Origin of the sequence: Streptomyces hygroscopicus (assembly GCF_026168105.1) — a bacterium.
GTDB lineage: Bacteria > Actinomycetota > Actinomycetes > Streptomycetales > Streptomycetaceae > Streptomyces > Streptomyces hygroscopicus_D.
In genome coordinates this window covers 164,763-188,060 of record NZ_LBMW01000009.1, presented here as the reverse complement: position 1 = coordinate 188,060, position 23,298 = coordinate 164,763, and the positions used below count along the sequence as shown (strand labels likewise).

The window sequence follows — 23,298 nt, the reverse complement described above, 5'->3', positions numbered from 1 at the left end:
AGCCCTCCGGTCTGATGAGCTGTGGCCTGGGACACAACGGACACCCTGGGAAAGGGAGATGTCGTGAGCAACGAAAGCCTGGCCAACCTGCTCAAGGAAGAGCGCAGGTTCGCGCCCCCCGCCGACCTGGCGACGGGCGCCAACGTCACGGCGGAGGCGTACGAACAGGCCAAGGCTGACAGGCTCGGCTTCTGGGCCGAGCAGGCCCGGCGGCTGACCTGGGCCGTCGAGCCCACCGAGACGCTCGACTGGTCGAATCCGCCCTTCGCCAAGTGGTTCAAGGACGGCAAGCTGAACGTCGCCTACAACTGCGTCGACCGGCATGTCGAGGCGGGCCACGGCGACCGTGTCGCCATCCACTTCGAGGGCGAGCCCGGCGACGGCCGCGCCATCACCTACGCCGAACTCAAGGACGAGGTGTCGAAGGCCGCGAACGCCCTGCTGGAGCTGGGGGTGCAGAAGAGCGACCGGGTCGCCATCTACATGCCGATGATCCCCGAGACCGCGGTCGCGATGCTGGCCTGCGCTCGCATCGGCGCCGCGCACTCGGTCGTCTTCGGCGGCTTCTCGGCGGACGCGCTCGCCACCCGTATCCAGGACGCCGACGCCAAGGTGGTCATCACCTCCGACGGTGGCTACCGGCGCGGCAAGCCCTCGGCGCTCAAGCCGGCCGTCGACGACGCGATCGAGCGCGTCGACAACGTCGAGCACGTGCTCGTGGTGCGCCGTACGGGTCAGGACGTCGCCTGGACCGAGGGCCGGGACGTGTGGTGGCACGAGATCGTCGAGCGGCAGTCCGCCGAGCACACGCCCGAGGCCTTCGACGCGGAGCACCCGCTGTTCATCCTCTACACGTCCGGTACGACAGGTAAGCCGAAGGGCATCCTGCACACCTCCGGCGGCTACCTCACCCAGACGTCGTACACCCACCACGCCGTCTTCGACCTCAAGCCCGAGACCGATGTGTACTGGTGCACCGCGGACGTCGGCTGGGTCACCGGACACTCGTACATCGTCTACGGACCGCTGTCGAACGGCGCTACCCAGGTCATGTACGAGGGCACCCCAGACACCCCGCACCAGGGCCGCTTCTGGGAGATCGTGCAGAAGTACGGGGTCACCATCCTGTACACGGCGCCCACGGCCATCCGTACGTTCATGAAGTGGGGCGACGACATCCCCGCGAAGTTCGACCTGTCGTCGCTGAGGGTGCTGGGGTCCGTCGGCGAGCCGATCAACCCCGAGGCGTGGGTGTGGTACCGCAAGCACATCGGAGGCGACCGCACCCCGGTCGTCGACACCTGGTGGCAGACCGAGACCGGCGCGATCATGATCTCACCGCTGCCGGGCGTGACCGAGACCAAGCCGGGTTCGGCGCAACAGCCGCTGCCGGGCATCTCCGCGACCGTCGTCGACGACGAGGCGAACGAGGTGCCGAACGGTGGCGGCGGCTATCTCGTCCTGACCGAGCCGTGGCCGTCGATGCTGCGCACCATCTGGGGTGACGACCAGCGGTTCATCGACACATACTGGTCGCGGTTCGAGGGCAGGTACTTCGCCGGGGACGGCGCGAAGAGGGACGACGACGGGGACATCTGGCTCCTCGGTCGCGTCGACGACGTGATGCTCGTGTCCGGGCACAACATCTCGACCACGGAGGTCGAGTCGGCGCTGGTGTCGCACCCGGCGGTCGCCGAGGCCGCGGTCGTGGGCGCGGCGGACGAGACGACGGGACAGGCGATCGTGGCGTTCGTGATCCTGCGGGGTACGGCGTCCGAGGACGACAAGCTCGTCGGTGAGCTGCGCGACCACGTCGGCACGACGCTCGGGCCGATCGCCAAGCCCAAGCGGATCCTGCCGGTGGCGGAGCTGCCGAAGACGCGGTCCGGGAAGATCATGCGTCGCCTGCTGCGGGACGTTGCGGAGAACCGGCAGCTCGGGGACGTCACTACGCTGACCGACTCGACGGTTATGGACCTGATCCAGGCGAAGCTGCCGGCGGCGCCCAGCGAGGACTGAGGCTCGCCCGGGAGGGGTCCCAGACCTCCGTGGGGGTGCCCGGCAGTACGCCGGGTACCCCTTCTTAATATTCAGGTAAAATGATGACTTCAGGGCGTGCCGGGAAGTCTGGTCGGCAAGCCGTCCGTGCGATCTCGTGACGGCCGTCAGCCTGTCGTACCGACCCGGAGGAGGTCTCCGCCGTGGCCGCGCCCCGCACCCGTAACAACATATTCCTCGGGCGCCTGTCCCTGCCCGAGCGGAACATCGTCACGGATGCGCTGCGCACCGAGACCGTCGGGGGCGTACTGCTGCTGCTCGCCGCGGTCGCCGCGCTGGTCTGGGCGAACATACCCGCGCTGCACAGCAGCTACGAGAGCGTCAGCCACCTCCGTTTCGGACCCGCCGCCGTCGGTCTCCAACTGTCCGTTCAGCACTGGGTCGCCGACGGCCTCCTCGCGATCTTCTTCTTCGTCGCCGGAATCGAACTCAAGCGTGAGCTGGTGGCGGGCGACCTACGGGATCCCCGCGCCGCCGTCCTCCCCGTCGTCGCGGCGCTCTGCGGGATGGCCGTTCCCGCGGTCGTCTACGCCCTCACCAACGCCGCCGGCGGCGGCTCCCTCGTGGGCTGGGCCGTCCCCACGGCCACCGACATCGCCTTCGCGCTCGCGGTCCTCGCGGTCATCGGAACCGCCCTGCCGTCCGCCCTCCGCGCCTTCCTGCTCACCCTCGCCGTCGTCGACGACCTGTTCGCGATCCTGATCATCGCCGTCTTCTTCACGTCCCGGCTGAACTTCGTCGCCCTCGGCGGTGCCGTCGCCGGGCTCGCCGTGTTCTGGGTGCTGCTGCGGAGGAGGGTGCGCGGCTGGTACTTGTACGTTCCCCTTGCGCTGGTCATCTGGGGGCTGATGTACAACAGCGGCGTGCACGCCACCATCGCCGGCGTGGCGATGGGGCTGATGCTGCGCTGTCACCGTCACGAGGGCGAGGAGCACTCCCCCGGCGAGCACATCGAACATCTCGTACGGCCGCTGTCAGCCGGTCTCGCGGTGCCGCTGTTCGCACTGTTCAGCGCGGGCGTGGCGATCTCGGGCAGGGCGCTCGGGGACGTGTTCACCAAGCCGGAGACGCTCGGCGTCGTGCTGGGACTCGTCGTCGGCAAGGCGGTGGGGATCTTCGGCGGTACGTGGCTGACGGCCCGTTTCACCCGGGCCTCGCTCAGCGACGAGCTCGCCTGGCCCGATGTGTTCGCCGTCGCCACCGTTGCCGGCATCGGCTTCACCGTCTCGCTGCTCATCGGCGAACTGGCCTTCGACAGTGATCCGGCGCTCATGGACGAGGTCAAGGCCGCCGTCCTCATGGGGTCGCTGATCGCGGCCGTATGCGCGGCGGCGCTGCTGAAGATACGTAACGCCAAGTACCGCGCGCTGTGCGCGGACGAGGAACGCGACGAGGACCTGGACGGCATCCCGGACGTCTACGAGCAGGACGACCCCGCCTACCACCTGCGGATGGCCGAGATCCATGAGCGCAAGGCCGCCGAGCACCGCAAGCTCGCCGCGCTGAAGTCCGCCGGGAACGGGACATCGGCCGGAACCGAAGGCGGCACCGGAGGCTGAACGGCACGCTTGCCGAAGTGGCTGGGCGGGCAAGCGAGGAGAAGGTCCGTCCGGCATGATCTGACACATCCACAAAACTCCGCAGTGTCCGCGGAGTACGTACGCAAAGAGCAGGGAGACCGCGATGAGCGCACCCGACGGCAGCCCGGTCGGCGCCGAACGCAGCATCGGCCAGCTGTTCGCCTCGGCGACGACCGACTTGTCCGCGCTGGTGCACGACGAGATCGCGCTGGCCAAGGCCCAGCTCAAGCAGGACGTCAAGCGGGGCGCGACGAGTGGCGGCGCGTTCTCGGCCGCGGGTGCCGTACTGCTGTTCTCCCTGCCCATGCTGAACTTCGCGCTGGCATACGGGATTCGGACGTGGAGCCGCTGGAACATGGCCGTCTGCTTCCTGCTGTCCTTCGCCGCGAACGTACTGGTCGCAGGACTGCTCGCGCTCATCGGCATGTTCTTCGCGAAGAAGGCCAAGAAGAGCAAGGGTCCGCAGAAGGTCGCCGCGTCGATGAAGGAGACCGCGGGCGTCCTGCAGCACGCCAAGCCGCACCCCCGTCAGCCCGGCCAGGCCGACACGGCGGCCGAGGCTGTGGCACGCTCGTCCTCATGACGGACCCGGCCACCCCTTCGGCGCAATCCACCTCGGTCGTACGGCTCGACATCCCTGGCGCGAAAGAGGTGACGCACCGGGACGTCGCCGCAAACGGCGCCCGTTTCCACATCGCGGAGCTGGGCGACGGACCGCTGGTGCTGCTGCTGCACGGCTTCCCCCAGTTCTGGTGGGCATGGCGGCACCAGTTGGTGGCGCTGGCCGACGCGGGTTTCCGCGCCGTGGCCATGGACCTGCGTGGGGTGGGCGGCAGCGACCGTACGCCGCGCGGCTACGACCCTGCGAACCTGGCCCTCGACATCACGGGGGTCGTACGGTCCCTGGGCGAGCCCGACGCCGCGCTCGTCGGCCACGATCTGGGCGGCTATCTCGCCTGGACCGCGGCCGTCATGCGCCCCAAGTTGGTACGGCGGCTGGTGGTCGCCTCCATGCCGCATCCGCGGCGCTGGCGCTCGGCGATGCTCGGCGACGTCAAGCAGACGGCCGCGGGCTCCTACATCTGGGGGTTCCAGCGGCCGTGGATCCCCGAACGCCGGCTGACCGCCGAGGACGCCGCCCTGGTGGGCCGGCTGATCCGGGAGTGGTCGGGGCCGCGGCTGCCGGACGACGAGGCGGTGGATGCGTACCGGCGCGCCATGTCCATCCCGTCGACAGCCCACTGCTCGATCGAGCCGTACCGCTGGATGGTGCGGTCCCTGGCTCGGCCAGACGGCATCCAGTTCAACCGGCGCATGAAACGGCCCGTCCGGGTGCCCACCCTGCATCTGCACGGTTCGCTGGATCCCGTGATGCGCACGCGGAGCGCGGCCGGATCGGGCGAGTACGTCGAGGCACCGTACCGCTGGCGGCTGTTCGACGGGCTGGGGCACTTCCCGCACGAGGAGGACCCCGTGGCGTTCTCCTCCGAGCTGATCAACTGGCTCAAGGACCCCGAACCCGACCGGTGACCGGGCCCTGAGGCACGCGGGAGCCGTTCAGTCGGCCGGAAGACCCGAACCCGGTGGGTGACCGCACACATGCGTCCCGCATCCGGACGGGAACGTCTGTTCCCCGTTCGGCCACATGCCCGACGCATAGGCCAATTGGGGGGCCCGGCGGCGATTATCGACCTTGGGGCGAGGGCAGACGTCGGGGTATGGGCTGGACGCACGACTACAGTGACGCAGCACGCACCCGCCGCTCGGCCGCCGCGCCGGGCCCCCACGAGAGGGGCGCCCCGCAGCTGCCGGACACGGACCCCCGGGTGGGGATTCCGCACATTCTGCGCCGCCGGGCCCGCTGGGTCTCGGTACGTCTGCGTCACCCGCGCGGCTGATCCGGCCCGCCCGGATCAGAGGGCGCAGCTGTCGCTGCTCACCTGCTGGTTCGCCGTACGCCCCTTGGCGGCGTCCTCCTGGACCTCGTCCGAGGTGAGCGCGTACCCCGTGTTGGCGTCGTCGAGGGACTTGGCGAAGACCACCCCGTAGACCTTGCCCTCGGGCGTGAGCAGCGGGCCCCCGGAGTTGCCCTGGCGGACGGTGGCGTACAGCGAGTACACATCGCGGCGGACCGTGCCACGGTGGTAGATGTCCGGGCCGTTGGCCGCTATGCGGCCGCGGATGCGCGCGGGCTGGACGTTGTAGGAGCCGTTCTGCGGGAAGCCCGCGACGATCGCGCTGCCACCGCCCGACGCGTCCCTGGTCGTGAACCGCAGCGCAGGCGCCTTCAGGTCCGGCACGTCGAGTACGGCGATGTCGCGCTGCCAGTCGTAGAGCACGACCTTCGCGTCGTACCTCCTGCCCTCGCCGCCTATCTGGATCGTGGGCTCGTCGACCCCACCGACCACGTGCGCGTTGGTCATCACTCGGCGGTCGCCGAAGACGAAACCGGTGCCCTCGAGGACCTTGCCGCAGCTCTGCGCGGTGCCCATGACCTTGACGATGGACCGCTGCGCGCGTGTGGCGACGATGCTCTTCGCGAGAGTCGGGTCGGGGGGCTGGACCTCGGTGATGGGTTCGTTCGCGAACGGGCTGAAGACCTGCGGGAAACCGTTCTGCGCGAGGACCGAGGAGAAGTCCGCGAACCAGGTGTCCGCCTGCGCGGGCAGGGCGCGCGAGACGCCGAGGAGCACCTTCGAGCCGCGGACCTCCTTGCCGAGCGTGGGCAGCGTCGTACCGGCGAGGGCCGAGCCGATCAGCCAGGCGACCAGGAGCATCGCCACCACATTGACGAGGGCACCGCCCGTGGCGTCCAGGGCCCGCGCCGGGGACCACGTGATGTACCGGCGCAGCTTGTTGCCCAGGTGAGTGGTCAGGGCCTGGCCGACGGAGGCGCAGACGATCACCACGACGACGGCGACGACGGCGACGGTCGTGCTGACCTTGTGATCGCCCGTCGCCCGGTCCCAGAGGAAGGGGAGCAGATAGACCGCGGCGAGCCCGCCACCCAGGAAGCCGATCACCGACAGGATGCCGACGACGAAGCCCTGGCGGTAGCCGACGATCGCGAACCACACGGCGGCGACCAGCAACAGGATGTCCAGCACGTTCACTGCTTCACGCCTCGCCTCATCACGTTCCGGTCGCCGTCCTCCGGCCGGGGGTGCGGTCGGCCACGCAGCAGCACTGGGGCACGACGTCCCCCGGGAAAACACAGCACGGGGGCCACCTTGTCATGCGCGCCAGTCGAGCGGGACCTGCTTCTCGCGGTCCCAGGGGCGCTCCCAGCCCGCGTAGTGCAGCAGGCGGTCGATCACACCGGCTGTGAAGCCCCAGACGAGGGTCGATTCGACCAGAAATGCCGGGCCTCGGTGGCCGCTGGGATGGACCGTGACGGCTCTGTTGGCGGGGTCCGTGAGATCCGCCACGGGAACCGTGAACACGCGCGCCGTCTCGTTCGGATCGACCACGCCCACCGGGCTCCGCTCGCGCCACCAGCCCAGGACCGGCGTCACGACGAAACCGCTGACCGGGATGTAGAGCTTGGGGAGCACGCCGAAGAGCTGGACGCCGCCCGGGTCGAGACCGGTCTCCTCCTCGGCCTCACGCAGCGCCGCGCGCAGCGGCCCGTCATCCTTCGGGTCGCCGTCCTGGGGGTCCAGGGCGCCACCCGGGAACGAGGGTTGCCCCGCGTGCGAACGCAGCGAACCGGCTCGCTCCATCAGCAGCAGCTCGGGGCCGTGGGTGCCCTCGCCGAACAGGATCAGCACGGCCGACTGGCGCCCCGCGCCGTTCTCCGGTGGCAGGAAGCGGCTCAGCTGGAGCGGTTCCACCGTCTCCACGACCCGTACGACCGGGTCGAGCCAGCCGGGCAGGCCGTCCGTGCGCAGCCGCAGCCGTCCGCCGTCCGTGTCGCTCATGTGATCCGTATCACTCGCGTGCGTCATCGCCACCCCCGTTCTGCCGATCCCAACGCCCGCGGTGCCGCGGATCGTTCCGCAAGTCCCTCGTGTGGGTGTCCCGTTCCGCGGTTCCACGGGAAACGTCCCTCTCCCAGGTGGCGCGGCGCGCCGCGCCCGCCCGTCATCCGGCCCCCAGCGGCGGAGCCGGCTTGCCGCCCGCGTCCAGGTACGCCTGCGGGGGCTTGAGCCGCTGGCCCGGGAGGCCGCCCTTCTCGTACTTCAGCAGCTTGGCGGCCTTCTCCGGGTCGGTCTCGCCCTCGCCGTACGCAGGACAGAGAGGGGCGACCGGGCAGGCGCCGCAGGCCGGCTTGCGGGCATGGCAGATGCGACGGCCGTGGAAGATCACATGATGCGAGAGCATCGTCCAGTCGCTCTTCGGGAACAGCGCGCCCACGACCCCTTCGATCTTTCCGGGGTCGGTCTCATCGGTCCACTGCCAGCGGCGGACGAGGCGCTGGAAGTGCGTGTCCACGGTGATGCCGGGGCGGCCGAAGGCGTTGCCCAGCACCACGAAGGCGGTCTTGCGGCCGACACCGGGCAGTTTGACGAGCTCTTCCAGGTCGTCCGGGACCTCGCCGCCGAACTGCTCCGCCAGCGCCTTGGACAGCCCTATCACCGACTTGGTCTTGGCCCGGAAGAAGCCGGTCGGGCGCAGGATCTCCTCGACCTCCTCCGGGTTGGCCGCCGCGAGGTCCTCGGGGGTCGGGTACTTGGCGAAGAGCGCCGGGGTGGTCTGGTTCACCCGCAGGTCGGTGGTCTGCGCGGACAGGACCGTCGCGATGAGCAGTTGGAAGGGGTTCTCGAAGTCCAACTCGGGATGGGCGTACGGGTACGCCTCGGCGAGCTCGCGGTTGATGCGGCGGGCCCGGCGCACGAGAGCCGCGCGGGACTCGTTCCCGGCCGGCTTCGGGGCGAGGGTCTTCGCGGGAGCGCCCTTGACGACGACGGCGCCGTCCCTGGAGACGGCCGTCGGGGGAGCCGTCTTCTTGGCGGCGGCTTTCTTGGCCAGGATCTTCTTGGCCACCGCCTTCTTGGCTGCGGGCTTCTCGGCCACAGGCTCCTTCGCGACTGCCTTCTTGGCTGCGGGCTTCTTCGCGGGAACCTTCGTTACTCCGGCCTCCTTGGCTGCCGCCTCCTTGGCTTCGGCCTTCTTGGCTTCGGCCTTCTTGGCTTCGGCCTTCTTGGCTACGGCCTTCTTGGCTACGGGCTTCTTGGCTACGGGCTTCTTGGCTACGGGCTTCTTCGCGGCAGTCTTCTTCACCGCGGCCTTCGCCGGTGCGGTCTTCTTGGCGGGCGGCTCTGCGGAAGCGGTCTTCGTAGGCGTGGTCTTCGTACGCGCGGTCTTCGTAGACGTGGTCTCCGCGGAAGCGGTCTCCGCGGAAGCGGTCTTCGCGGGAGCCGGCTCCTTGGCAGGGACGCTCTTCTCGGCGGCGGCCTTCCGGGCAGGGCGATTCGTCGACGTCTCCTCAGATGTCTTTTTTGCCGTCTTTGTCGATTTTTCTCCGCCGCCTGGGTCCTGTTCGCCCACAGCAGAATCGCTCCGTACAACCACCCGCGCAGCCCCCTTGGCCTGTGCTCTCACCGGCGACTTGGACACCCGGCCAGCCTAAAGCCCAGCACCGGCATCCGCCTCGGAGCGAGGAGATCGGCCCCCGATTGGACCCCTGCCGCGTACCTCGGCGCAGCGGTGCGGCATCCTTGTGACAGATCACACTGTTTGGACCGTCCGGCAAAATGGGGAACACGGACCCCTGGTATACGGGGTGCAAGATCCCCTGAGCAGGTCAACAAGGAGAGAACTCGTGGACGACGTTCTGCGGCGCGCCCCGCTCTTCGCGGCGCTCGATGACGAGCAGGCCGCGGAGCTCCGCGCCTCCATGAGTGAGGTGACCCTCGCCCGCGGCGACTCGCTGTTCCACGAGGGCGACCCCGGTGACCGCCTTTACGTGGTCATGGAAGGCAAGGTCAAGCTTCACCGCACCTCCCCCGACGGCCGCGAGAACATGCTTGCGGTACTCGGCCCCGGCGAGCTGATCGGCGAGCTGTCGCTGTTCGACCCGGGCCCGCGTACGGCCACGGCGACCGCCCTGACGGAGGTCAAGCTGCTCGGCCTCGGTCACGGCGACCTCCAGCCGTGGCTCAACGCACGGCCCGAGGTGGCCGCGGCGCTGCTGCGCGCCGTCGCACGGCGACTGCGCAAGACCAACGACCAGATGTCCGACCTGGTCTTCTCGGACGTGCCGGGCCGTGTGGCCCGCGCGCTGCTGGACCTCTCGCGGCGGTTCGGCGTGCAGTCCGAGGAGGGCATCCACGTCGTGCACGACCTGACGCAGGAGGAGCTGGCGCAGCTGGTGGGCGCGTCGCGTGAGACGGTCAACAAGGCGCTGGCGGACTTCGCCGGGCGTGGATGGCTCCGTCTGGAGGCGCGCGCGGTGATCCTGCTGGACGTGGAGCGACTGGCCAAGCGGTCGCGCTGACGCCCGGTCGTGGCTGTACGACACCAAGGCCCCGTTCCCCGACGGGGCGGGGCCGTTGTCGTCGTCGGTCCTGCGGCTGTGCCCCGGACCGCCGCTTCCGCCTGAGCGGACTCGTCCTCGCTCGCCCGACCGCCGATATGTCCTGGGCACGGCGGGAGGGTGCTGGCACGGTGGCCGAATGATCATCACGCCGCACCGTCACGGCCGGGGCAAAGGGCTGGACGCTCAGGGTTACATCCGGCGTGAAGGTGCCCTCGCGTCGGTACCGCCTGCCTTCGAGCCCGTGGTCGCCGCCGGGCACGAGCCGAACGGCGATGCGGCCGTCCTGAGTTCGTACGTCGACGACCTCGGCCCCTGGCTCGCCGATGAGTACACGCGCGTGCACGGCATCAAGACTCCGCGCCCCTGGCGACTCACCTCAACCAGGACGCGACTGAGCCGTGATTCGGACAGGCTTGGACTTCAAACGGACTCAAACGGACTCAAACGGACTCGTACGCACTCGTACGCACTCGTACGCACTCGGATGAACTCAGATCAACCCGTGTTCCCGCAGGTAGTCCAGCTGTGCCCGTACCGACAGCTCGGCCGCCGGCCACAGGGACCGGTCCACGTCCGCGTAGACATGGGCCACGACCTCGCCCGGCGTGCGATGGCCGTTCTCGACCGCTGTCTCCACCTGGGCGAGGCGATGCGCCCGGTGCGCGAGGTAGTACTCCACGGCGCCCTGGGCGTCCTCCAGGACGGGCCCGTGGCCAGGGAGGACCGTGTGGACGCCGTCGTCCACCGTGAGCGACCTGAGGCGCCTCAGGGAGTCCAGATAGTCCCCCAGGCGGCCGTCGGGGTGCGCCACGACCGTCGTACCGCGGCCCAGGATGGTGTCGCCGGTCAGGACGGCCCGGTCGGCCGGGAGGTGGAAGCACAGGGAGTCCGCGGTGTGGCCCGGCGTCGTCACGACGCGCAGTTCCACGCCACCGACCGTGACGACGTCCCCGTGGCCGAGGCCCTCCTCACCGAGCCGCAGCGCCGGGTCGAGGGCGCGTACCTTCGTGCCCGTCAGCTCGGCGAACCGCGCGGCGCCCTCCGCGTGGTCCGGATGACCATGGGTGAGCAGGGTCAGAGCGATCCTCTTGCCGGACTTCTCTGCCGTGCCGATCACGTTGCGCAGGTGTCCGTCGTCGAGCGGGCCGGGGTCGATCACCACCGCCAGCTCGGAGTCCGGCTCGGAGACCAGCCACGTGTTGGTCCCGTCGAGGGTCATCGCCGACGCGTTGGGGGCGAGCACATTCACGGCACGCGGGGTGGCAGGACCCGACACGACCGCGCCGCGGGGCTGGCCGGGGAGAACTGCGGCGTCCGTCATGCGGGGGCACCTTCCGTCGCGTAGGTCATGCGGGCGCTCCACCCGTCGGGATGTGCTTGGTGAACTCGTCGTGGCCGGGCCAGGCCAGCACGACCTGCCCGTCCTCCAGGTGGGCCGTGGCGAGGACGGGGGTCAGGTCGCGGCCGGGCGCGGCGTTCAGGGCCTCTGCGGCAGTGGCGTAGGGGACAAGCTGGCGCAGGGTCGCGATGGTGGGCGGCATCATCAGCAGCTCGCCCCTGTCGTACGAGGCGGCCGCGTCCGACGGCCGGATCCACACCGTGCGGTCGGCCTCCGTGGAGGCGTTGCGCGTGCGCTGCCCTTCGGGGAGCGCGGCCACGAAGAACCACGTGTCATAGCGGCGGGGCTCGAACTCCGGGGTGATCCAGCGGGTCCACGCGCCGAGCAGGTCCGAGCGCAGGACCAGTCCCCGGCGATCGAGGAACTCGGCGAACGACACGTCGCGGGCGACCAGGGACGCCCGGTCGGTCTCCCAGTCCGCGCCCGTGGTGTCACCGACGACCGTCTCGGGGGTCGGCCCCGCGAGCAGCACGCCCGCCTCCTCGTACGTCTCCCGTACGGCGGCGCAGACGATGGCCTGGGCGGACGTCTCGTCGACGCCGAGACGGTCGGCCCACCACGCGCGCGTGGGGCCCGCCCAGCCGATCCGGCGGTCGTGGTCGCGCGGGTCGACACCGCCGCCGGGGTAGGCGTACGCGCCTCCGGCGAAGGCCATGGAGGCGCGTCTGCGCAGCATGTGGACGGCTGGGACACCGTCGGTGTCCCTGAGGAGCATGACGGTGGCCGCGCGCTTCGGGGCGACCGGTGTGAGCGTGCCCTCCGCGAGCGCGCGGATCCGCTCTGGCCACTCCGGTGGAAACCACTGCCCATTCGCCATGGGCGGAGGCTATCCCGTAGTGAGCGGATGTTCGAGAGGCACCGATCGCCCTCCGGAGGAGGCCACCGTTCACTCGCCCTTGACGACGTACCGGTCACTCGCCCTGACGAGGTACCGGTCACTCGCCTTGACGAAGTACCGGCCCCGCCCGCCCCGACCGCCTCGCGGGAAGCCCAACGACGCCCCGGGAGGCCACGGCACCGGCGCGAGCACCGCGCTCTCCGGGACCGCAGGCACCGGGCTCCGCGAGAAGCCACGGTCCCCGCGGGACCACCGCGCTCTCCGGGACGCCAGGGCACTCACCGGAGGCATCGGGCTCCCCTGGAAGCCACGACACCCGCGGAACGCACCACCCTCTCCGAGGAGCCGCCGGCGAGGCGGCTGTCCCCCAGGAGGTGTCTTACGCCTCCGTCAGCTCCACCTGGATCTCGACCTCGACCGGCGCGTCCAGCGGCAGCACCGCCACGCCGACCGCGCTGCGGGCGTGCACGCCCTTGTCGCCGAGGACCTCGGCCAGTAGTTCGCTGGCGCCGTTGACGACGCCCGGCTGACCCGTGAAGTCCGCGGCCGACGCCACGAAGCCGACGACCTTCACCACGCGCGCGATGCGGTCCAAGTCGCCCGTCACGGACTTGACCGCCGCCAGCGCGTTCAGCGCGCACGTACGGGCCAGATCCTTCGCCTCGTCGGCGGTGACCTCGGCCCCCACCTTTCCGGTCACCGGAAGCTTGCCGTCCACCATCGGCAGCTGGCCGGCGGTGTACACGTACGCCCCGGACCGCACGGCGGGCTGGTAGGCGGCGAGCGGCGGAACGACCTCCGGCAACGTCAGCCCCAGTTCGGCCAGACGGGCCTCGACCGCGCTCATGCCTGCTTCTCCCTCTTCAGATAGGCCACCAGTTGCTCGGGGTTGTTCGGCCCGGGCACGACCTGGACGAGCTCCCAGCCGTCCTCGCCCCAGGTGTCCAGAATCTGCTTCGTGGCATGGACGAGCAGCGGCACGGTTGCGTATTCCCACTTGGTCATGGGGCCGACTGTAGCCGCAGTGGCGGCCGGGGCACGTGGCTGGCCACGGCCCCGGTGCAGCCGGTGCGCGGCCGACTGCGACCGGAGTTGTCCACAGCCTCCCGCGTAGGCCGTACGCGGACTGGTTAGGCTCGAAGACGTGAGCAGGCTCCAGGTCGTCAGCGGCAAGGGTGGCACCGGTAAGACCACGGTCGCCGCAGCACTCGCGCTCGCCCTCGCGATCGAGGGCAAACGCGCCCTCCTCGTCGAGGTCGAGGGCAGGCAAGGAATCGCACAACTCTTCGAGACGGAAGCGCTGCCGTACGAGGAGCGGAAGATCGCCGTCGCCCCGGGCGGCGGCGAGGTGTACGCGCTGGCGATCGACCCCGAGCTGGCCCTGCTGGACTACCTCCAGATGTTCTACAAACTGGGCGGCGCGGGACGGGCCCTGAAGAAGCTCGGCGCCATCGACTTCGCGACCACCATCGCGCCCGGCCTCAGGGACGTGCTCCTCACGGGCAAGGCGTGTGAAGCGGTCCGCAGGAAGGACAGGAGCGGCCGGTTCGCGTACGACTACGTGGTGATGGACGCACCGCCCACAGGGCGCATCACCCGCTTCCTGAACGTGAACGACGAGGTGGCGGGCCTCGCGAAGATCGGCCCGATACACAATCAGGCCCAGGCCGTGATGCGGGTGCTGAAGTCCCCCGAGACGGCGGTGCACCTGGTGACGCTTCTGGAGGAGATGCCGGTCCAGGAGACCGTGGACGGAATCGCCGAACTGCGCGGGGCCAAGCTGCCCGTGGGCCGGATCATTGTGAACATGGTGCGACCCACGCTCCTGGACCAGCCGGACCTGGAGCTCGCGCACAGCGTCCCGCGGACCGCGATCGCCAAGTCGCTGTCGGGCGCCGGGCTCGGCGGCGCACGCCGCGGCGGGCTCGCGGAGCGGCTGGTGGACCCGCTGCTCCAGCAGGCCGACGAGTACGCGGAGCGCTTCGCTCTGGAGCGTGAGCAGCGCGCCGTGCTCACGGAGCTGGACCTGCCGCTGCACGAACTGCCCCTGCTAGCCGAGGGCATGGACCTGGCGGGACTGTACGAACTGGCCACGGAACTGCGTCAGCAAGGGATCTCATGAGTTCGGACCCGGCCCCCACGCACGACGAAACGGCCTCCGCACCGGATGCGGCACACCCCCACGAGCACGACACGGGCTCCACGCGCGCGTTGAACCCCGGACCGGTCCTGGAGATCGATCCGCTCCTCGACGACCCGGGCACCCGCATCGTCGTGTGCTGCGGCTCCGGCGGCGTAGGCAAGACGACCACCGCGGCTGCCCTGGGACTGCGTGCCGCCGAGCGCGGCCGCAAGGTGGTCGTGCTCACCATCGACCCTGCCCGTCGCCTCGCCCAGTCGATGGGCATCGACGCGCTCGACAACACGCCGCGACGGGTGAAGGGCATCGAGGACACCGCGGGCGGCGAACTGCACGCCATGATGCTCGACATGAAGCGCACCTTCGACGAGATCGTCGAGGCGCACGCGGACTCCGAGCGGGCTGCGGCCATTCTGGGCAACCCCTTCTACCAGTCGCTCTCGGCGGGCTTCGCGGGCACGCAGGAGTACATGGCGATGGAGAAGCTGGGGCAGCTTCGCGCGCGGGACGAGTGGGACCTCATCATCGTCGACACGCCGCCCTCGCGCTCGGCGCTTGACTTCCTGGATGCGCCCAAGCGACTCGGGTCCTTCCTGGACGGCAAGCTGATCCGGGTGCTGATGGCCCCGGCGAAGGTGGGCGGCCGGGCGGGGATGAAGTTCCTGAACGTCGGGATGTCGATGATGACGGGCGCCCTGGGGAAGCTTCTCGGCGGTCAGCTCCTGAGGGACGTCCAGACGTTCGTGGCCGCCATGGACACCATGTTCGGCGGGTTCCGCACGCGCGCGGACGCCACGTACAAGCTGCTGCAGGCGCCCGGCACGGCGTTTCTGGTGGTGGCGGCCCCGGAGCGGGACGCGTTGCGCGAGGCCTCGTATTTCGTACGGCGCCTGGCCGCCGAGAACATGCCGCTGGCCGGTCTGGTGCTCAACCGGGTCCATGACAGCGGCGCCGACCAGCTGTCGGCCGAGCGGGCGGTCGCCGCCGCGGAAAATCTTGAAGAGACCCGCATTGTGGATCAGCGGGACGGGAAAGCTGGACTTCGTAACTCTCCCGACGCATACGGCAGTTCAGAATCCCCCCAATCTGAAGCACCTGATCCCGAAGCAGGCTCCCCCGCCGCCACGGACCAGAACCGGAGCGTCGAGCAACTCACCGCGGGGCTGCTGAGACTGCATGCCGAACGTATGCAGCTGCTCTCCCGCGAACAACGCACACGTGACCGATTCACCGCTCTCCACCCCGAGGTGGCCGTGGCGGAGGTGGCCGCGCTGCCCGGCGACGTCCACGACCTGACGGGGCTGCGGGACATCGGGGACCGGCTCGCGGCCGACAGGCCGGAGCGCCCTGGGGAGCGCTAACCCTGGGGAGCGCCAGGCGCGGCGCACAAGGAGTCCCGGCCGCCGGGGCCCGGGTACGCGGGCGCCCGCCTCGGGCTTCCCGGCGCGCGAGGCGCACCCGTGCGGGTGTCGCGCGCGGGTGCCGGCTCAAGGACGGGTACGCGCGCGGACACAGGTGGCAAGGCGCACGCCGCGCACGAGTGCCGGCTCAAGAGACGGCACGCGCGCGGGCGCAGGTGCATCGGGTACAGATGCATCGGGTGCAGATGCATCGGGTGCAGGTGGATAAGGCGCACGGCACGCGAGTGCCGACGGACCGGGCCACGGCTGACGTCCGGCCGCCTACCGGGGGGGGCGGCAGGGGCCTGCAGTGGTGCCACGCGCCTGCGGGGCCCCACGCCCGGGGCTCCGCAAGGCCGATTCGGACGGAACGGACGCAACACGGGGACACGAGGCCGCACAGGGACCCGGCGGCGGCCGGAGCCACTGGTGCGCGGCGCACCCGGCCCGCCGGCACCGGTTGCCGACGTACGGCCGAACGCCCGCCGTGTCCGCACCCCTGCGTCGCCCAGGGCCTGCCCGCCCCGTACGCGGCACACCTCATCGCCGGGACCAGCCTCTTGGGACGCCGACCGCAAGGTCGACTGCGCTCCCCCGGGATCCAAGCGATCCACGGGGCTCCAAGGACCCCAGGTCTCACAGCCGCTCGAGCCCGCCGAGGGGACGCCGAGGCCACGCCGACACACCATGAGGACGTCCGCGCCCTGCGGTCGCGGGCAGCCGCTCCCGGCGGCGGCCGCCCTCAGCTCACCGCCGCGTAGTTCTCGTACACCTCTTCCTCGTCGAGAGGCAGCAGGCCGGCTCCACGCTCGTACTCCGTACGAGCGGTCTCCAGCAGGCGACGCCACGAGGTGACAGTCGGTCGCCTGCGCAGCAGTGCGCGGCGCTCCCGCTCCGTCATCCCACCCCACACGCCGAATTCAACGCGGTTGTCCAGCGCGTCGGCCAGACATTCCGTGCGTACCGGGCATCCGGTGCACACCGCCTTGGCCCTGTTCTGCGCTGCTCCTTGAACGAACAGTTCATCCGGATCGGTAGTGCGGCAGGCCGCCTGCGCACTCCAGTCGGTTACCCAGCCCATACCGGCGCCGTCCTCTCCCGAATCGAGGCTCCCCCACGGCGGCAGCGGCATATTCACCGCCGCCAGTTGAGGACGTTACGGAAGGTGGGCACAGCGCAACACCCCCTGCGGGCCCAATCTTGAATGGCCCGAACGGACTATGGGTAAGCGGCAGATCACCCGGGGGAGTGAGCTGGCGACATGCGTGATTTTTCGGGCAAACCCGGTCAGTTCAGCTGCGTCACAACGGACGCCTGGTGACACACAAGGCGGATTCGGACACGCACCCAACAAAAAGTCGAGGGAACTCCGGAACGATTCGGGGTCGCCGGACGTACTTGATACGTGGCCCTGCTGCTGTGACAGTTGGGAGCAGCTTAGGCCAAGGCATATACGCGTGTCCGGCGAATGAGAACGTAGGCTGCCCTCATGCCAAAGAAGCGCTCCGGCGGGGGACTGTCTCCCGCGCAGCAGGCCGCCAAGTTCCTCGGAGTGAGTGTGCTCGCGGGGGCAGTGATGGCCGGCATCGCGATGCCCGCCGCGGGTGCGCTCGGACTCGCGGCCAAGGGGTCGGTCCAGGGATTCGACGACATTCCCGCCAATCTGCAGAGCCCGCAGCTGAGCCAGCGGACCACCATCCTGGACAGCCAGGGCGGCCAGATCGCGACGGTCTTCTCGCGCGACCGCACGGTGGTGGACCTGAAGGACATCTCGCCGTACATGCAGAAGGCGATCGTCGCGATCGAGGACTCGCGGTTCTACCAGCACGGCGCCATCGACCTGAAGGGCGTCCTGCGCGCGGTGAACCAGAACGCGCAGAGCGGCGGAGTCGCCCAGGGCGCCTCCACGCTCACGCAGCAGCTGGTGAAGAACTACTTCGTGGAGGAGGCCGGCGACGACCCGACGAAGGTCGCCCAGGCCACCCAGCAGACCCTCGGCCGCAAGGTCCGCGAGCTGAAGTACGCGATCCAGATCGAGAACAAGCTCGGCAAGAAGAGGATCCTCGAGAACTACCTGAACATCACGTTCTTCGGCCAGCAGGCCTACGGTGTCGAGGCGGCCTCCCAGCGCTACTTCTCCAAGCAGGCCAAGGACCTGAACATCCAGGAGGCCGCTCTCCTCGCGGGCGTCGTCCAGTCGCCCACGCGCTACGACCCGGTGAACGACGAGGCGGAGGCCAGGAAGCGCCGCAACGTGGTGCTGCAGCGCATGGCCGACCTGCACGACATCTCGCAGGCCGAGGCCGACAAGGCCAAGGGGACCGGCCTCGGGCTGCATGTGAGCCAGCCCAAGAACGGCTGTATCACGGCGGTCAAGGGCGCGGGCTTCTTCTGTGACTATGTGCGCGAGGTGTTCCTCAATGACCCGGTGTTCGGCAAGACCCAGGCCGACCGGGCGAAGATCTGGAACCGCGGCGGTCTGACGATCCGTACGACGCTCGACCCGCAGGCCCAGGAGTCGGTGCAGCAGTCCATCAGGGACCACGTCAACAAGAGCGACGAGGTGGCCACGGCGGCGACCATCGTCGAGCCCGGCACCGGCAGGATCCTCGCGATGGGCCAGTCCCGTCCGTACGGCTTCGGCAAGGACGAGACGCAGATCAACCTCTCGGTGGACAAGTCCATGGGCGGCGGCGCGGGTTACCAGCCCGGTTCGACGTTCAAGCCGATCGTGGCCGCGGCCGCCATCGAGGGCGGCAAGCCGGCGACCCAGGAGTACCCGTCGCCGTACGAGATGGACTATCCGAGCCCCGTCTCGGCCTGCAACGGCAAGAACTGGGTGAACACGGAAAACTCCAAGCTCTCCAACGAGAACGAGTCGGAGCACGGCCCGTACGGCATGAAGGAGGCGACCGCCAAGTCGGTCAACACCTACTACGTGCAGTTGATCAGCGACATCGGCATCTGCCCGGTGATAGACATGGCCAAGAAGATGGGTGTGAACCGCGCGGACGGCGCGAAGATCGCCGAAGCCCCGTCGATCGCGCTGGGCACCCAGGAGATGTCGCCACTGACGATGGCGAACGCCTACGCGACCTTCGCCGACCGCGGCACGTACTGCACCCCGGTCGCCATCGAGTCGATCACGCAGGCCGTCGGCAACCAGAGGAAGACCCTGCCCGTCCCGAAGTCGACGTGCTCGCGCGCCATGTCGGAAACCACCGCGGACACGATCAACACGATCCTCAAGGGCGTGGTCGAGGACGGTACGGGTACGCAGGCGGGCCTCGGCAGCCGTCCGAGCGCGGGCAAGACCGGTACGACGGACTTCCGCTACGCGGCCTGGTTCGTCGGCTACACGCCCAACATGGCGGGCGCGGTCTGGGTCGGCGACCCGGCGCACAAGCGGCGCATGGTCAACATCTCCATCGGCGGCACCACTTGGGACAAGGTCTACGGCGGCCAGGTCCCGGGCCCGATCTGGCGCGACATGATGACGGGCGCGCTGTCGGGCAAGCCGGTCCAGGACTTCAACCTCGTCAATATCCCCGACAGCAAGCACGGTCCGGGCGACGGGCAGAACGGCAACGGAAACGGGAACAACAACGGCGGCCAGCCCACAGGCGGCCTGATCGGCGGCCCGACCGCCGGAGGGGCCACCGGCGGCAACCCCTTCCCAACGCCTTCCTTCTCCTTCCCGCAGGGCTGGATCCAGGGGACCGGAAACGGCGGCAACGGGAACGGGGGCAACGGAAACGGCTTCGGCGGGCAGCGGGGCTAGCCGCCCCCTGGCCGGAAAACTCCGCTTTCTGTACGACGGGGGTGCCCCCCAGCTGGGGGGCACCCCCGTCGTCGTATGCGCTTGCGGCGGGCCGGGCCTCGGTCAGCCGCCCGCGAGGAGCTCCTTGACGACGGCGGCGACGCGGCCGCCCTCCGCCTGGCCGGCCACCTTGGGGTTCACGATCTTCATGACCTGGCCCATGGCGCGGGGGCCCTCGGCGCCGGCTGCCTTCGCCTCCTCCACGGCCTGGGCGACGATCTGCCGCAGATCATCATCGGACAACTGCTTGGGCAGATACCCGGCGAGCACCTCACCCTCCGCCTTCTCGCGTTCGGCCTGCTCGGCGCGCCCGCCCTGGGCGAAGGCGTCGGCGGCCTCGCGGCGCTTCTTCGCCTCGCGGGTGATCACCTTGGTGACCTCCTCGTCGGAGAGCTCCCGCTTCTCCTTGCCGGCGACTTCTTCCTTGGTGATCGCGGCGAGCGTCAGCCGGAGCGTCGAGGAGCGGAGCTCGTCGCGCCCCTTGATCGCGGCGTTGAGGTCTTCCTGCAGCTTCGACTTGAGCGTGGTCATGACTCCGATTGTCGCAGGTGCGACAGGGCTGCCGCCCGCTGATTTCCGGGGGGTTGGGTGATTTCCGCGGTGCCGCGCCCGGTTGTCCACAGGCGAGCATGTGGTCTCCCGTGTTTCTGACACGATGGTCATATGCGTGCGCGATACGGAGTACCCCTGGGAATCACGGCCGTGGCGGCCGCCGGACTGCTGTACTCGGCCGGCTTCGAGGCCCGCTCCTTCCGGCTGCGCCGGGTGACGGTCCCGGTCCTGCCGCCGGGTACGGGCCCGCTGCGGGTCCTCCAGGTCTCCGACATCCACATGGTGAGCGGGCAGCGCAAGAAGCAGCGATGGCTCCGCTCGCTCGCGGGGCTGCGCCCGGACTTCGTGATCAACACCGGTGACAACCTCTCCGACCCGGAGGGTGTGCCCGAGGTGCTGGACGCGCTGGGCCCGCTGATGGAGTTCCCCGGCGCATACGTCTTCGGTTCGAACGACTACTACGGCCCCAGGCCTCGCAACCCCGCCCGCTATCTGGTGGAGAAGACGAGGGGCCGCCACGGTCTGAACGGCAATCCGCCCGTGGTCGGCGCCATCCACAACCCCTGGGAGAACCTGCGGGACGGTTTCGACGCCGCAGGCTGGCTGAACCTCACGAACACCAGGGGCGCGGTGAAGATCGATGGCCTGGAGATCGAGCTGACGGGCCTGGACGACCCGCACATCAAGCGCGACCGGTACGCGCGCGTGGCGGGCGGCCCGTCCGAGTCGGCCGACTTCTCGATGGGCGTGGTCCACGCGCCGTATCTGCGTGCCCTGGACGCATTCACTGCCGACGGCTACCCGCTGATCCTGGCGGGCCACACCCACGGCGGCCAGTTGTGCATCCCCTTCTACGGCGCCCTGGTCACCAACTGCGACCTGGACACGGACCGGGTGAAGGGCCTGTCACGGCACACGGCAGAGGGACGGACCTCGTATCTGCACGTGTCGGCCGGCTGCGGGACGAACCGCTACACACCGGTACGGTTCGCATGCCCGCCTGAGGCGACGTTGCTGACGCTGGTGGGGCGGGAGTAGCGGCCGCCGCTGGGCGGAAGGGGAGCCGTCACCCCGGGCGGAGCGACAAACGGCCGGGTCCGGGGAGGCGCAGGAACACGCGGTCGCGTCCGGGGGAGGCGGAGGGACAATCGGTCGGGCGGCTCCAGGACAACCGGAGAGAGAAACGGTGGCGCCGGGAAGGTAACCCACCCGGATCACCCATATCGCCCGATATGCCCGATCTGCTTAGCGTGAGGGCATGAGCGCGCCGCTACCAAAGGACATCCCGGACCTCCCCGCGGTGCGGGGCACACACAGGCTGCGGCCATCCTTCGTCCCGGCCGCGGCCGTGACGACTCCGGTCCGCCGCCCACCGGCAGCCCTTTACCGCCTGCTGGTCGCCGGGGCGGCCGGGGCGGCGGTGGCCATCGACCTGACCCTCGGCACCCCGGCGCGGGTGCTGAGCCACTTCACCATCCAGAGCAACGTGCTCGTGGCGCTGGTCTTCACCCTGTCGGCGTGGCGGGCGTGGACGGCACGCCGGCCCCTGCCACCCCTGGTGACAGGCGGCACGATGTTCTACGTCGTGGTCGCGAGCCTGATCTACCACGTCCTCCTGGTGCACGAGCCGGGCCCACTCTCCATGACCGGCCAGAGCGGCCCGCCCACGGGCTGGGCTGCGCTCGCCAACCAGGTGCTGCACACAATGACACCGGCTGCGGTGGTGCTGGACTGGCTGCTGCTGACCCGCCCGGCCCTACTGCGCCTGCGGCATGCGAGGACATGGCTGCTGTACCCCATGGCCTACCTGGCCTTCTCCCTGGTGCGCGGCGAGCTGATCCCGCCGGGCACGGAGGGGCGCTACCTCTACCCGTTCCTGGAGGTGGACCAGCTCGGCTACAGGAGCGTTCTCGGTAACGCGCTCCTACTCGGCCTGGCGTTCTTCGGCCTCGCCCTCCTCCTGGTCGTAGTCGACCACGTCCGCCCCGATCCGACCCGTCGCCGCCGCACGAAAACCGGATTTCGTCTCCAGCCACCAGTGGGCTAAAGTAAACGTCGTCGCCGCGACAAGCAGCGACATCGGGGTGTAGCGCAGCTTGGCAGCGCGCTTCGTTCGGGACGAAGAGGTCGTGGGTTCAAATCCCGCCACCCCGACAGTGAAACACCAGGTCAGGCCCGGTACTGAGAGATCAGCACCGGGCCTGACCTGTCTCTGAGGGGCTCTCTGGAGAAATCCTGGAGAAGATCTTGGAATTCGTCTCCAGCCAGCGCTCTACTGGCGAGCCTTCAGCAAGGCGTCCAGGGCAGCCACAGGCGAGCCGGGGCTCATCGCCCGGCGTGCGTCCAACGCTTCCTCCCACATCTCGGTGAGCGCGATCATCAGCGTCTGCCGTCATCCCGGGCGTGATGTGGTCATAGCGAGACTGCACGGAACCGTCCTCGTGGCCCATGCGTTCGTCCATGAGCCTCGGCGGGGTCCCTGCTCCTCTCATGAGGGTCTTGTGAGTGTGGCGCAGCCCGTGCGGTGTCAGCCCTGGAGCGATCGGCACCCAGCACGCCTGAGCGCGCATGGAGGCTCCTCGCCCACGCGCCGGAATCCCGGGCCACGGCTCGGCGACCACTGGCACCGGGTGCTCTTCCTGTCTGCCGCGCTTGGGATACCGCCCCGTGGCAGCGGGTTGAAAGAGCCAGGTGGCGAAGCCGGAGCGGCGCCAGTGTGCGGCCAGCTTCCCCGATGCTGGGTTACGGATGTACCCAAGATCGGTGATTGCCTCTAGCACCTTCAGCCGCGTCGCCTCCGCCACAGCGTCCGGGCGGTTCAGGACGTTGGAAACGGTGCCGGCCGAGACGCCGACGCGGCGAGCTACGTCGGCCAGCTTCGCTCCCGGGCGGCTCGCAGCACCGTTGGCGGTGCCTTGACCGCGGAAGGTGTAGGTCAGCCCATGGCACTCGCAAGGCTTCGGTCTCGTCCGGGCGATGTGGCCCGCAAGCAGCGTGGCGAGGAAATCCGGAGTGTCGATGTCCCGGTAG

The 23,298-nt window shown here is 69.7% G+C and carries 20 protein-coding genes, 1 tRNA gene and 2 pseudogenes; 13 read left to right on the top strand and 10 right to left on the bottom strand.

The window, feature by feature from the left end; genetic code table 11:
• Positions 1-21: 21 nt before the first annotated feature.
• The 5 genes from acs (at position 22) to AAW14_RS12485 (ending at position 5,536) form a co-directional block, all read left to right on the top strand.
• Positions 22-2,019 (top strand): acetate--CoA ligase, encoded by a 1,998-nt coding sequence (gene acs / locus AAW14_RS12505; protein WP_265563172.1) that lies wholly within the window; start codon positions 22-24, stop codon positions 2,017-2,019.
• Between the two features lie 182 nt (positions 2,020-2,201).
• Positions 2,202-3,617 carry a Na+/H+ antiporter NhaA gene (gene nhaA, locus AAW14_RS12500; protein WP_265563170.1) on the top strand — a complete coding sequence of 472 codons (1,416 nt, stop codon included), beginning with the start codon at positions 2,202-2,204 and terminating at the stop codon, positions 3,615-3,617.
• A 124-nt stretch (positions 3,618-3,741) separates the two neighbouring features.
• On the top strand, positions 3,742-4,221 hold the full coding sequence (locus tag AAW14_RS12495; protein ID WP_265563168.1) for a phage holin family protein: 480 nt from the start codon (positions 3,742-3,744) through the stop codon (positions 4,219-4,221).
• Positions 4,218-5,168 (top strand): alpha/beta fold hydrolase, encoded by a 951-nt coding sequence (locus tag AAW14_RS12490; protein WP_265563166.1) that lies wholly within the window; start codon positions 4,218-4,220, stop codon positions 5,166-5,168. Before AAW14_RS12495 ends, AAW14_RS12490 begins: the two co-directional genes overlap by 4 nt.
• Before the next feature lie 188 nt (positions 5,169-5,356).
• On the top strand, positions 5,357-5,536 hold the full coding sequence (locus AAW14_RS12485; RefSeq protein WP_265563164.1) for a hypothetical protein: 180 nt from the start codon (positions 5,357-5,359) through the stop codon (positions 5,534-5,536).
• 15 nt (positions 5,537-5,551) lie between these two features.
• On the opposite strand, the gene AAW14_RS12480 is transcribed toward AAW14_RS12485, so the two are convergent.
• The 3 genes from AAW14_RS12480 to nth form a co-directional block, all read right to left on the bottom strand.
• Complete coding sequence (locus tag AAW14_RS12480; protein WP_265563162.1) at positions 5,552-6,751, bottom strand: MarP family serine protease; 1,200 nt, start codon at positions 6,749-6,751, stop codon at positions 5,552-5,554.
• A gap of 120 nt (positions 6,752-6,871) precedes the next feature.
• The gene (locus AAW14_RS12475) at positions 6,872-7,558 is read right to left on the bottom strand and encodes an NUDIX hydrolase (protein WP_265563160.1); all 687 of its coding nucleotides are present in this window, start codon (positions 7,556-7,558) and stop codon (positions 6,872-6,874) included.
• 163 nt (positions 7,559-7,721) lie between these two features.
• Positions 7,722-8,861: an endonuclease III gene (nth, locus tag AAW14_RS12470; RefSeq protein ID WP_265563158.1), complete on the bottom strand. Its 1,140-nt coding sequence runs from the start codon at positions 8,859-8,861 to the stop codon at positions 7,722-7,724.
• 541 nt (positions 8,862-9,402) lie between these two features.
• Between nth and AAW14_RS12465 the strand changes: the two genes are divergently transcribed.
• Together AAW14_RS12465 and AAW14_RS12460 are read left to right on the top strand one after the other, a co-directional pair.
• A complete protein-coding gene (locus tag AAW14_RS12465; protein ID WP_030573597.1) occupies positions 9,403-10,077 on the top strand; it encodes a Crp/Fnr family transcriptional regulator in 675 nt (224 codons plus the stop codon).
• Positions 10,078-10,372: 295 nt separating this feature from the next.
• Positions 10,373-10,483: pseudogene (locus AAW14_RS12460) on the top strand (nucleotidyltransferase); the annotation flags it as partial.
• A gap of 126 nt (positions 10,484-10,609) precedes the next feature.
• On the opposite strand, the gene AAW14_RS12455 reads toward AAW14_RS12460, so the two are convergent.
• The 4 genes from AAW14_RS12455 to AAW14_RS12440 form a co-directional block, all read right to left on the bottom strand.
• Positions 10,610-11,440, bottom strand: coding sequence for an MBL fold metallo-hydrolase (locus AAW14_RS12455; RefSeq protein ID WP_265563156.1), 831 nt, complete (start codon positions 11,438-11,440; stop codon positions 10,610-10,612).
• Positions 11,441-11,465: 25 nt separating this feature from the next.
• The gene (locus AAW14_RS12450; RefSeq protein ID WP_265563154.1) at positions 11,466-12,335 is read right to left on the bottom strand and encodes an NUDIX hydrolase; all 870 of its coding nucleotides are present in this window, start codon (positions 12,333-12,335) and stop codon (positions 11,466-11,468) included.
• Between the two features lie 400 nt (positions 12,336-12,735).
• Positions 12,736-13,203 carry a RidA family protein gene (locus AAW14_RS12445; RefSeq protein ID WP_265563152.1) on the bottom strand — a complete coding sequence of 156 codons (468 nt, stop codon included), beginning with the start codon at positions 13,201-13,203 and terminating at the stop codon, positions 12,736-12,738.
• On the bottom strand, positions 13,200-13,361 hold the full coding sequence (locus tag AAW14_RS12440; protein ID WP_003975360.1) for a DUF4177 domain-containing protein: 162 nt from the start codon (positions 13,359-13,361) through the stop codon (positions 13,200-13,202). The genes AAW14_RS12445 and AAW14_RS12440 overlap by 4 nt, the downstream gene beginning before the upstream one ends.
• 139 nt (positions 13,362-13,500) lie before the next feature.
• Here AAW14_RS12440 and AAW14_RS12435 point away from each other — a divergent pair, with 139 nt between their 5' ends.
• Both AAW14_RS12435 and AAW14_RS12430 read left to right on the top strand, forming a co-directional pair.
• Positions 13,501-14,478, top strand: coding sequence for an ArsA family ATPase (locus AAW14_RS12435; RefSeq protein ID WP_265563105.1), 978 nt, complete (start codon positions 13,501-13,503; stop codon positions 14,476-14,478).
• Entirely contained in the window at positions 14,475-15,857 is a 1,383-nt protein-coding gene (locus AAW14_RS12430; protein WP_265563103.1) for an ArsA family ATPase, read from the top strand. Before AAW14_RS12435 ends, AAW14_RS12430 begins: the two co-directional genes overlap by 4 nt.
• Positions 15,858-16,638: 781 nt before the next feature.
• Here AAW14_RS12430 and wblA read toward each other — a convergent pair.
• Positions 16,639-16,977, bottom strand: a complete 339-nt coding sequence (gene wblA / locus AAW14_RS12425) for a transcriptional regulator WblA (protein ID WP_194238732.1) — start codon at positions 16,975-16,977, stop codon at positions 16,639-16,641.
• A gap of 408 nt (positions 16,978-17,385) precedes the next feature.
• Here wblA and AAW14_RS12420 point away from each other — a divergent pair, with 408 nt between their 5' ends.
• Complete coding sequence (locus AAW14_RS12420; protein WP_265563099.1) at positions 17,386-19,677, top strand: transglycosylase domain-containing protein; 2,292 nt, start codon at positions 17,386-17,388, stop codon at positions 19,675-19,677.
• 102 nt (positions 19,678-19,779) lie between these two features.
• Here the strand turns inward: AAW14_RS12420 and AAW14_RS12415 are convergent, their stop codons facing one another.
• A complete protein-coding gene (locus tag AAW14_RS12415) occupies positions 19,780-20,247 on the bottom strand; it encodes a GatB/YqeY domain-containing protein (protein ID WP_265563097.1) in 468 nt (155 codons plus the stop codon).
• A 132-nt stretch (positions 20,248-20,379) separates the two neighbouring features.
• Here AAW14_RS12415 and AAW14_RS12410 point away from each other — a divergent pair, with 132 nt between their 5' ends.
• The 3 genes from AAW14_RS12410 to AAW14_RS12400 all read left to right on the top strand — a co-directional run bounded on the left by AAW14_RS12410 (position 20,380) and on the right by AAW14_RS12400 (position 22,422).
• Positions 20,380-21,306: a metallophosphoesterase gene (locus tag AAW14_RS12410; protein ID WP_265563096.1), complete on the top strand. Its 927-nt coding sequence runs from the start codon at positions 20,380-20,382 to the stop codon at positions 21,304-21,306.
• Between the two features lie 220 nt (positions 21,307-21,526).
• Positions 21,527-22,315, top strand: coding sequence for a Pr6Pr family membrane protein (locus tag AAW14_RS12405; RefSeq protein WP_265563093.1), 789 nt, complete (start codon positions 21,527-21,529; stop codon positions 22,313-22,315).
• Between the two features lie 33 nt (positions 22,316-22,348).
• A tRNA-Pro gene (locus tag AAW14_RS12400) sits at positions 22,349-22,422 on the top strand.
• Positions 22,423-22,540: 118 nt separating this feature from the next.
• Here AAW14_RS12400 and AAW14_RS12395 read toward each other — a convergent pair.
• A pseudogene (locus AAW14_RS12395) lies at positions 22,541-23,297 on the bottom strand (LacI family DNA-binding transcriptional regulator); the annotation flags it as partial.
• Between the last annotated feature and the right edge of the window lies 1 nt (position 23,298).

Bases quoted from the DNA above. Each gene is read 5' to 3' on its own strand.
- AAW14_RS12495 (WP_265563168.1), top strand. From the start codon at position 3,742: ATGAGCGCACCCGACGGCAGCCCGGTCGGCGCCGAACGCAGCATCGGC.
- AAW14_RS12490 (WP_265563166.1), top strand. From the start codon at position 4,218: ATGACGGACCCGGCCACCCCTTCGGCGCAATCCACCTCGGTCGTACGG.
- AAW14_RS12485 (WP_265563164.1), top strand. From the start codon at position 5,357: ATGGGCTGGACGCACGACTACAGTGACGCAGCACGCACCCGCCGCTCG.
- AAW14_RS12475 (WP_265563160.1), bottom strand. From the start codon at position 7,558: ATGAGCGACACGGACGGCGGACGGCTGCGGCTGCGCACGGACGGCCTG.
- AAW14_RS12455 (WP_265563156.1), bottom strand. From the start codon at position 11,440: ATGACGGACGCCGCAGTTCTCCCCGGCCAGCCCCGCGGCGCGGTCGTG.
- AAW14_RS12450 (WP_265563154.1), bottom strand. From the start codon at position 12,335: ATGGCGAATGGGCAGTGGTTTCCACCGGAGTGGCCAGAGCGGATCCGC.
- AAW14_RS12445 (WP_265563152.1), bottom strand. From the start codon at position 13,203: ATGAGCGCGGTCGAGGCCCGTCTGGCCGAACTGGGGCTGACGTTGCCG.
- AAW14_RS12440 (WP_003975360.1), bottom strand. From the start codon at position 13,361: ATGACCAAGTGGGAATACGCAACCGTGCCGCTGCTCGTCCATGCCACG.
- AAW14_RS12430 (WP_265563103.1), top strand. From the start codon at position 14,475: ATGAGTTCGGACCCGGCCCCCACGCACGACGAAACGGCCTCCGCACCG.
- wblA (WP_194238732.1), bottom strand. From the start codon at position 16,977: ATGGGCTGGGTAACCGACTGGAGTGCGCAGGCGGCCTGCCGCACTACC.
- AAW14_RS12420 (WP_265563099.1), top strand. From the start codon at position 17,386: ATGCCAAAGAAGCGCTCCGGCGGGGGACTGTCTCCCGCGCAGCAGGCC.
- AAW14_RS12415 (WP_265563097.1), bottom strand. From the start codon at position 20,247: ATGACCACGCTCAAGTCGAAGCTGCAGGAAGACCTCAACGCCGCGATC.
- AAW14_RS12410 (WP_265563096.1), top strand. From the start codon at position 20,380: ATGCGTGCGCGATACGGAGTACCCCTGGGAATCACGGCCGTGGCGGCC.
- AAW14_RS12405 (WP_265563093.1), top strand. From the start codon at position 21,527: ATGAGCGCGCCGCTACCAAAGGACATCCCGGACCTCCCCGCGGTGCGG.